The organism is Parabacteroides sp. AF48-14, assembly GCF_003477465.1.
Taxonomy (GTDB): Bacteria; Bacteroidota; Bacteroidia; order Bacteroidales; family Tannerellaceae; genus Parabacteroides; species Parabacteroides acidifaciens.
In genome coordinates this window covers 71665-81218 of sequence record NZ_QUDI01000026.1, presented here as the reverse complement: position 1 = coordinate 81218, position 9554 = coordinate 71665, and the positions used below count along the sequence as shown (strand labels likewise).

Sequence of the window (9554 nt, the reverse complement as noted above, 5' to 3'; positions counted from 1 at the left end):
TGCGTCAATGTGATAAAAATCATCAAGTGTACGGCAGGTCACCGGGGATGTGTCCATATGTCTCTTTTAAAAAAGACGCAAACTCCTGCGAGTAGCGGGTACCTTCGGCGGCTATTTTTAGGGACAGAATGAAACTCTTGCCGGTGCGAGTGTCAATCCACTTACGACGCCGAAACAGAAGGATTACCTTGTGGTCACGGATTGGGAAATCAGTGATGGATACTGCCGGGATAAAACCTTTGGATTCGAAGTGAACATCTTTACGTAAGGTCTCATACAACTTCTCATCGAGATGGATGTGAATCTCGGTCTCATTGCTTTCTACCTTGACTATATCGAATGACTCGAGTACTTCGCAGGGGAGAACTATTTGCGCTAATGATAATAATGTCGGATCTGTCATGAGACAAATGTAAGCATTGTAAGGAAAATGTAAAAGAGCTACCCCCAAGAAATATCGGGTGAGCCGTTTCTTTTTAGTGTGTATTAAGCCGAAAAAATTGGAAATCAGCGAATTAATACTTATTTTCGCATAGCGAAAATCGAGGCGGAAGAGCCTTCTCGGCCACTCCGCCTCTTCAAAATTTAATTTTATGATAAAGAAACACCGAAGGCGGTGCTTCGGCATCGCTGTGTGCAAATTTAGCTGTTTTCATGGATAAAACGGCTGATTGTTTACTATATTTTCGAACACCAACATCTATATTGGTTCAGATGGGATATTCTGCAAATGCTCGCTATAAAATAAGAGACAGAAAGAGAATACAAACACGTTTTAAATGAAAGAGCCGTGGATTCTTATAAACTTAATTCTCAAATGTGCAATGGATATCAATAAAAAGTGCTAACTTTGCATTTACTAAACAATGCGTTAATGACCTGAAATAAAATATTAACACCAAGATATAAAAACATCTTCACTGTCTGATAGGCTTTGGTCAGCCTCGCAAAGATAGTGAAGGTGTTTTGCTTTAATATACGAAATAAGCAATGGGCGCATTTTGTGAAGATAGTAGAGTGAAATTTCCTACCCTTATGCATCTTATGGGGATGGGGTATAAATACATATCCCAAAGGGGATTGTTCACCAAATATGTGACAATACCCAAAACGGAATCCGATACTCTCACGAACATTTTACTCCAACCGTTTTCGGAAGCCTATTTGCGCTTGAATCCTCTATCTACACAGGATGATGCAGACGCCATGCTTCACCGCATTCAGAAGTCGCTTAACAATGATGATCTCGGCAGGCAGTTTTATAAAGAAATATTACTTGACACAACGAACAGAATAATCGATTTATCTTCTCCCACGAACTTCATTCGTAACAACACGTTCCAAGTAGCCACCGAAATGACTTGCGGTGATTTGTCAAGCGACAACTTTCGCCCGGACATAACCATCTTTATCAATGGCTTGCCTCTGGCTTTTATCGAAGTAAAAAAGGAGAACAATCACGAGGGGGTTGATGCCGAGCGCAAGCGTATGAAGACGAGGTTTGTCAATCCTTGTTTCCGCCGTTTTTTGAATATCACGCAGATAATGGTATTCAGCAACGATATGGAATATGACGAGCAATTGAAACAAGGGGCTTATTATGCAACCATCGGTAAAACGAATACCCTCTATAATTGTTTTCGCGAGGAAGGACAAAACAGTTTCCCTATTCAGAAAAGATACCATCCCGTTACTCCTAAAGACGAGGAAATATTGCTGCGTGACAATAATGTGCCTCAATACAAAAACAATAGCGACTACAAAACGAATTGCAAAGCCGAAACACCAACAAAGCGCCTCTGTGAAAGCCTGTTCAGTTTTGAACGTTTCTATTTTTTCTTGCGCTATGGTATTGCTTATGTAGACCACCCAAACGGTTTACAAAAGCATGTTATGCGCTATCCGCAAGTGTTCGCCACAAAAGCGATTGAACGCCACCTTGATAAAGGGGAGCACAAGGGTATTATTTGGCATACGCAAGGTAGCGGAAAGACTGCGTTGGCGTATTTCAATGTCAAATATCTGACCGATTATTATTCTCAGCAAGGCATTGTTCCGCAGTTTTTCTTTATTGTAGACCGTATCGACCTTTTGGAACAGGCTCAAAAAGAGTTTACTCGCAGGGGACTGAAAGTCAACCCTGTTCAAAGTAAAGAAGACTTTGCCAAGCTGATAAAGGATGGTGTGACTACCCAAAACAAAGAGGGTAAATTAGAAATAACGGTTGTCAATATTCACAAATTCTCCAAGGACAGTCGGGCACTTGCCAAAAATGCGTATAATGTCAAGGTGAAGCGCATTTACTTTATTGATGAAGCACACCGAAACTATAATCCCGAGGGCTGTTTCTTGAAAAATTTGATTGCGAGCGATGAGAATGCTATAAAAATAGCATTGACGGGTACTCCGATAATCGGTGAAGGATACAATACCAAAGATATTTTCGGGGATTATATTCATACATACTATTATAACGCGTCTATTTCAGACGGTTATACACTTCGACTAATACGCGAAGACATCGGTTCGAACTTTAAGATAACGATGAAAGAAGCTCTTAACAGCATAAGGGTAAAAAAGCAAACTGTTAAAGAAATTGATGTTTATGTCCACGAGAACTATGTACATCCTTTACTCGACTATATAATCAATGATTTGCAGGATTTCCGAAGCAAGTATTCTGACCCATCATTGGGAGCACTTGCCGTATGCAACAGTAAAGAACAGGCGATAATGATGTATCGGCTATTTTTGGAAAACTATGCAGATGATTCTGAACTTGACAATTATACAGGTGAAGACGGACAAATAATTTACCGTAGTATTTCGGCAAATGAAATGGAGGTCAAGAAGACTTCACCGCAAAAAGGGCGTTATCGCGCTGCGCTTATCTTGCATGACAGTTTTGACAAATCCACCCGTTCCAAATGGATTGATTTATTCAAAGACGGGAAAATTGACCTGCTCATTGTTTTCCAAATGCTGCAAACCGGCTTTGATGCTCCACGATTGAAGAAATTGTACCTGCACCGTATGGTCAAGGAACATAACCTACTGCAAACGCTTACACGTGTCAATCGTCCGTACAAGGCTATGAAATTCGGGCATGTAGTAGACTTTGCCAATATCGAGGAAGAATACAGCAAGACGAACAAGGATTATCAAGAAGAGCTTGAAAAAGAGGTTGGTCAAGAAAATACATCTTCAATGGATAAGCTATTTGTTACCATTGAGGAAGCAATGAAAAATGTTGCAGATGCAAAAGTAACTTTGGCAGACTATGACTTGACTAATCCTCAAATCTTTTCTCGGCAACTCAATTTGGTGGATGACATTGCCACTGTCCGAGTCATCAACAAAAGTTTAGAAACACTGCGCAGTATGCAGAATATGCTAATCTCGCAGGAAAGCCCGGAAGCGAAAGATATTGTCGATATACCCGAAATATCAAATCTTATCAAAGCGGCACGCAATCGTCTTGACCTCCTCTCGTATGAGCAAAACTCAAATGATCGCGAAAACGTGAAACAACTGCTGAATGCAGCTTTGGAGAATATACACTTTTCGTTCTATAAGAAAGGGGAAGAAGAACTTGAACTTCAAGAGCAATACAAACAATCGGTGGCGTACACACGTAACCAATTGAATGCTTGTGTTGACCCTGATGACCCGGAATATCGTTCTATACTCGCTGACTTCCTTGCTCTTTTCAAGAAAAAAGAAATGGAATCGGAGGGAGAATTTAATATGCACGACCGCGTTCAGAACATTAACGGCATACTGAAACGTATTCGCCAAATGAACGAGCGTGATGCATTGCGGGCGATTGCCTATAACGGTGACACTAAGTTCGTGCGTATCGAAAAACGTTTGACCGAGCAAGCGGACAGAGAGGAACGGGAGCATACCGAACCTCGTACCTATGCTTGGACAAAAAAGAAAGAGCAGGTAACGGCTGTCTTGCTTCTTATAAAAGAAGATGTAGACGATGCATTCTTCCACAACGAAGCGATTGTCGAAACTCCGGCTTACTTCACGAAAAATATATTAACTTACGTTACCCGCCGTTTTAAGGATGCGCAGATTTCCACGGAACGCCCGGCTCGTAAATATGTCAGCGATGTTATTTTCAAAGAATATCAAACCATATACTGATTATGAGTATTGACATCATAAAGCAACAGACAAAAGACCTTATCGACCGTCTGAAAAGTACGACAAACAATATCGGTCTTGGCAACAGCGGAAATGAATATACGGTTATCGTAGAAACATTCCTATATAAGTTCCTCAATGATAAGTTTATCTATGAGGCAAAACGGACACTTCCCGAACTTGCCGATGCAGAGGACGTTTATGAAGCATTGGAACAACTATCCGATGAGGAGTACGAGGAAATGTGCGATATGATGCTTGACACTATTGTATTGAAGAAAGAGCATTTGATACCGTATCTTGCCAAACGTCAGAATGAGGATAATTTTGCAACTCTGTTTGATGCGACATTGGAGGCTATTGCCGATACCAATGAGGAGATTTTCTATATTCTCAATGAGGATGAAACCCGTATTTCCATTATGAGACCTCTCTCGGAGGTAGTGACCGGAGGATCTGCCAAGAAAAACGGCTTTTGCAAATCGTTAATCGGAGATGTGGCAAGTTTTTCTTTTGAAGTGGCTTTTGCTGCCGGATATGATTTCTTCTCCACCATCTTTGAATACCTTATTAAGGACTACAATTCCAATGGTGGCGGCAACTATGCCGAATACTATACGCCACATGCCATCGCTTCCATTATGGCGCAACTGCTCGTCGGTGAGAACGAGGATGTTAAAAGTGTAACTTGCTATGACCCGTCAGCCGGGACGGGTACGCTTGTCATTGCCCTTGCCCACCAAATTGGAGAGCAGAACTGTACGGTGTTCACGCAGGATATCAGCGACAAATCCTCTACTATGTTGATGCTGAATCTTATACTGAACAGCATGAGCCATTCTCTGACGCATGTTATACAAGGCAATACGCTGAAACACCCTTATCATAAAGAGGGACACGAATTGCGCAAATTTGACTATATCGTCAGTAATCCGCCTTTCAAACTCGATTTCTCCGAGTATCATTCCGACCTCAAAGCCGACCATTACCGCGGGCGTTTCTTTGCAGGTATTCCCAATATACCCAACAAGGACAAGAAAGGTATGGAAATATACCTCTGCTTTTTTCAACATTTGTTATACAGCTTGAAAGACACGGGGAAGGGGGCTATCGTTGTACCTACCGGATTCATTACAGCCAAGAGTGGTATTGCGTTTAAAATTCGCAAACACCTTGTGGATAATAAGATTCTGAAAGGTGTGGTAAGTATGCCGAGTAATGTCTTCGCAAATACAGGTACAAATGTTAGTGTGGTTTTTATCGATAAGAATAAGACAGAAAAGCCTGTATTTATTGATGCAAGCAAACTTGGTGAAACCATCAAAATAGGAAAGAACCAAAAGACGAATCTCCGTCCCGATGAGATAGCGCAGATTGTAGATACTTTCCGAAACGAGAACGCAACAGACCAATTCTCTGTTACTCCATCCTATGAAGAAGTGGCTGAAAAAGGGTATAGCTTTTCAGCCGGGCAGTATTTCGACATCAAGATTGAATATGTTGATATTACCGAAGAGGAGTTCAACAAGCGTATGGCAGACTACGAAAAGACACTCACCGAGCAGTTTGCTGAAAGCCATCGGCTTGAAAAGGAGATAATAGCGCAGTTGAAGACATTGAAATTTAACCGATAGTACTATGCTTGACTGCTTAACCCAATGGGCTACGTTATTAAGTCCTATAATTAGTGTGATTGCAATAATTGTTGCACTAAAAGTTGTTCGTAATTCATCGAAAGACGCACAGAAGCAGATTAAGGCTATCCACCATCTGCTCGATGTGTTTGTGGCGGTTAACAATCTGGACATAGTAGAAGCGCAGCGAAAATACCGACAGCAACTTGTCGAATTAGACAGCCAGATTGAAGATGCGCAAATGAAAGTTGAGACTGTATATCCTTTTGTAGGAGGAGCAAGAATTGACCATATCATAGCCGCACAAGAAAAAGCGGATCAAAAAGCACATCTTAATTAGTTGTTGGCTAAGTGTAAAGAGATAGAGGTCAATATATCTTTGATTCAAGATTATATTCATAAAGCAACGCGGTAAATGGAATTGAAAAAATATAAATTAGGAGAGATACTTGATGTTACAAGAGGAGCGAGTCTTAGTGGCGAGTTCTATGCAGCAGAAGGTGAATATGTGCGCTTGACTTGCGGAAATTTCGACTATCAAAATAATTGCTTCAAAGAGAACAGGGCTAAAGATAATCTTTATTATACGGGCGACTTCAAACTGGAGTTTTTAATGAAGGAGGGAGATATTATAACACCTTTGACAGAACAGGCTATTGGATTACTTGGCTCTACCGCTATCATTCCCGAAAGTGGTAAATATATTCAAAGCCAAGATGTGGCAAAAATTGTTTGCAAAGAACATTTGTTAGACAAGGATTTCGCTTTTTACCTCGTATCCTCAAATCATGTTAAACGGCAGTTAAGTGCCGCTGCTCAACAAACCAAAATTAGGCATACTTCACCTGATAAAATCAAAGATTGCACTGTATGGATTCCCGAATTGGAGGAACAAAAACGCATAGGTAAATTACTCCGGACTATTGACCTCAAAATTGAACTTAATCGTCAGATAAATCATAATTTAGAGGCGATGGCAAAGCAACTCTATGATTATTGGTTTGTACAGTTTGATTTCCCGAATGAAGAGGGGAAACCATATAAATCAAGTGGCGGTGAGATGGTTTGGAATGAGAAGCTGAAAAGAGAGATTCCAAAAGGATGGGGTAATATGTCTATTGGCGATTATGCGCCTTGTAAAAGCGGCTATGCATTTAAGTCTAACGATTTTGGGAGCAAAGGTATACCTGTTATAAAAATTGGAAATATCCAAGAAAATTACACCCTTGATATGGCTGATAGTCAATGTATAGATGAGTTTGATAAGGCACTATTCCTTGCAAAAAGGTATGATTTAATTATAGCAATGACAGGGGCTACTATTGGGAAATTTGCAATATCTCAAAGAATTTATTGGGTAAACCAACGTGTTGGTCGTTTTGATTTAGGAAATACTCCTTTATTAAGATTAGGTTTCCTTTTCAACTCTTTAAAACAAGAATACTTTAGAGAGCAGATTTTTCAAATAGCTTGTGGATGCGCTCAGCCGAATATAAGTGCCGAACAAATTGATTCAATTTCTATATTAAAGCCTAATGATATTATTCTTAATCAATTTAATAAGATATGTGAGCCTTTGTTAGAATTGCAAAGTGAAAATTATCTTCAATTAGAAGAATTAACTAAGCAGCGTGATGAACTCTTGCCACTCTTAATGAACGGTCAAATAACAATAAAATAGTTTTGCAATGAGAAAAAAAAAATGTCAATTTAATAATGCTCCTCTGCCTGCTGCTCTCGTTTTGCAGCGGGTTTACGTCCTGTGGAGACGACGAGGAGGAAGAATATAATCCTTGCGCCCCGTTCGAGGTAGCGTTGGAAAAGGCAGATGCGGTTTATACGGAATCCAATACGCTTTATAACGTAACTAATATGCATGGAGATGTTATTTTACAAAAGGTGAATGGCGAGATACAAACTCTGATTTGTTGCGATCCTCAGCCAGCCAGTCCTGATGCGAAATTATATTTTTATCCTGTCAACTTGCCGGAATCTGTGCTTTCGGAATACACTCATCATGATTGGGGAGAGGGAGCTCTTAGTGCTTGCTATATAGTCTTTTCAGGAGAAGTCAAACCTCGATTGGAAGGGATGGAATATGATCCGATTGTGTTGACATATGCGGAAATGGCAAGATGGTGTAATGATTAATGATTATGGAAACATGGAAATATAAAACAATGCTCCTCTGCCTGTAATTATCTTGAATAACCGAGAGGGGGCTTCCGACAGCCCCCTTTTTTCTTTATTTCTGCCAGATCTCCCAGCCTGCGAATGCTTGCAAGAGCAGCATCTCGAGTCCGTTCTTCACGACGGCGCCTTTTTCTTTTCCTTTCTTCATGAAAAGGGTTTCATCCGGATTGTACAGAAGGTCGTACAGCAGATGTTTCGGAGTCAGCAGGTCGTAGGGGATATCCGGGCAGGTGTTGATGTTGGGGAACATGCCGAGCGGTGTCGTGTTGACGATGACAGTGTATTGTTCCATTGTCTTGGGCGTGATTTCCTCGTAGGTGATGCAGAATTCTTTCGGCTTGCGGGAAACTAACGTTGCGCCTACGCCTAACTGTTTCAGCCCTTGGAAGACGGCTTTCGAGGCGCCTCCGGTTCCGAGGATCAGCGCTTTGCGGTGGCTTTCGTCCAACAGTGGCTCGATGGAACGTTTGAAACCGATGATATCGGAATTGTAGCCTTTCAGCTTTAGCTTGCCGAAAAGACCTTTGGTGAATTTGATCACATTGACGGCTCCGATCAGGCGGGCGTCTTCGTCCAGGTCATCCAGATAGGGGATGACTTGTTCCTTGTAGGGGATGGTGACGTTCAGGCCGCAGAGTTCGGGGTTATCTTTCAATACAGTCTTCAGATCTTTGATGTTCGGGATCTCGAAGTTCAGATAAGTTGCATCAATTTTCTCGGATTCGAACTTCTGGTTGAAGTAGTTCTTTGAAAAAGAATGTCCGAGGGGGTATCCTATTAAACCATATTTTTGCATGACCGGTAAATTAAGATGATTAAATATTATTTGCAGGCAGTATATAACGAACATATCCCGAAAGTAAAAGTCCTGGATCGCGCTTGGTTGAAACCGACGTGGCTGAGCAGGTCGGTCATGACTTTCCCTTGCGGAACGACTTTGATGGAAGCCGGCAGATAGCTGTAGGCTGTGTGCTCTTTTGAGAGTAGCCGGCCGATGTTCGGGATAACGAATTTAGAATAAACGGTGTAGAGTTGTTTCATCGGGAAATGTTCCGGCGATGACAGTTCGAGGATCATCAGGTGGCCGCCCGGTTTCAGTACGCGGTACATTTCGGATATTCCCTGTTCTATGTCTTCGAAGTTACGGACTCCGAAGGCGGCGGTGACGGCATCGAATGAGTTGTCGGGATAGGTCAGCGCCGTGCAGTCCTGGTATTCGAACGAGATATGTTCCGACAGTCCGGCTTCGGCCACTTTGCGGCGCCCGACTTCCATCATGCCTTCCGAGATGTCGGCTCCGACAATGCGGTCCGCTTTCAGCCGGCGGTACATGGAGATGGCTAAGTCGCCCGTCCCGGTGGCAATGTCGAGTATCGAAGCGGGTGAGAAAGGGCGCAGAAAAGCAATCCCTTTCCTGCGCCATATTTTGTCGATACCGAGCGAAAGCGTATGGTTCAGCCGATCGTACGTGCCGGCGATGGAGTCAAACATACGCCTGACCTGCGTCGCCTTGTGCTCCTCGTTGTTGTAGGGTAGAATCTGTTCTGAACCGTACTTTGCCATATCCGTGTC

Annotated in this window: 8 protein-coding genes and 1 pseudogene; 6 read left to right on the top strand and 3 right to left on the bottom strand. The window is 42.0% G+C overall.

The window, feature by feature from the left end; genetic code table 11:
• Positions 1–22: 22 nt before the first annotated feature.
• Positions 23–403, bottom strand: coding sequence for a hypothetical protein (locus DW083_RS13460; protein WP_122332712.1), 381 nt, complete (start codon positions 401–403; stop codon positions 23–25).
• 587 nt (positions 404–990) lie between these two features.
• Between DW083_RS13460 and DW083_RS22915 the strand changes: the two are divergent.
• The 6 genes and pseudogenes from DW083_RS22915 to DW083_RS13435 all read left to right on the top strand — a co-directional run.
• Positions 991–1512 (top strand): annotated as a pseudogene (locus tag DW083_RS22915) (type I restriction endonuclease); the annotation flags it as partial.
• Between the two features lie 201 nt (positions 1513–1713).
• Positions 1714–4155: a DEAD/DEAH box helicase family protein gene (locus DW083_RS13455; RefSeq protein WP_233552206.1), complete on the top strand. Its 2442-nt coding sequence runs from the start codon at positions 1714–1716 to the stop codon at positions 4153–4155.
• Between the two features lie 2 nt (positions 4156–4157).
• Positions 4158–5789 (top strand): class I SAM-dependent DNA methyltransferase, encoded by a 1632-nt coding sequence (locus DW083_RS13450; protein ID WP_199659178.1) that lies wholly within the window; start codon positions 4158–4160, stop codon positions 5787–5789.
• A gap of 4 nt (positions 5790–5793) precedes the next feature.
• Positions 5794–6129, top strand: coding sequence for a hypothetical protein (locus tag DW083_RS13445; protein WP_233552204.1), 336 nt, complete (start codon positions 5794–5796; stop codon positions 6127–6129).
• Positions 6130–6204: 75 nt separating this feature from the next.
• Positions 6205–7470 (top strand): restriction endonuclease subunit S, encoded by a 1266-nt coding sequence (locus tag DW083_RS13440; RefSeq protein ID WP_122332706.1) that lies wholly within the window; start codon positions 6205–6207, stop codon positions 7468–7470.
• Positions 7471–7505: 35 nt separating this feature from the next.
• Positions 7506–7940, top strand: coding sequence for a hypothetical protein (locus DW083_RS13435; RefSeq protein ID WP_122332705.1), 435 nt, complete (start codon positions 7506–7508; stop codon positions 7938–7940).
• Positions 7941–8034: 94 nt separating this feature from the next.
• On the opposite strand, the gene DW083_RS13430 is transcribed toward DW083_RS13435, so the two are convergent.
• Both DW083_RS13430 and ubiE read right to left on the bottom strand, forming a co-directional pair.
• Positions 8035–8778 carry a shikimate dehydrogenase gene (locus tag DW083_RS13430; protein ID WP_115501274.1) on the bottom strand — a complete coding sequence of 248 codons (744 nt, stop codon included), beginning with the start codon at positions 8776–8778 and terminating at the stop codon, positions 8035–8037.
• A 26-nt stretch (positions 8779–8804) separates the two neighbouring features.
• Positions 8805–9545 carry a bifunctional demethylmenaquinone methyltransferase/2-methoxy-6-polyprenyl-1,4-benzoquinol methylase UbiE gene (ubiE, locus tag DW083_RS13425; RefSeq protein ID WP_122332704.1) on the bottom strand — a complete coding sequence of 247 codons (741 nt, stop codon included), beginning with the start codon at positions 9543–9545 and terminating at the stop codon, positions 8805–8807.
• Positions 9546–9554 lie beyond the last annotated feature (9 nt).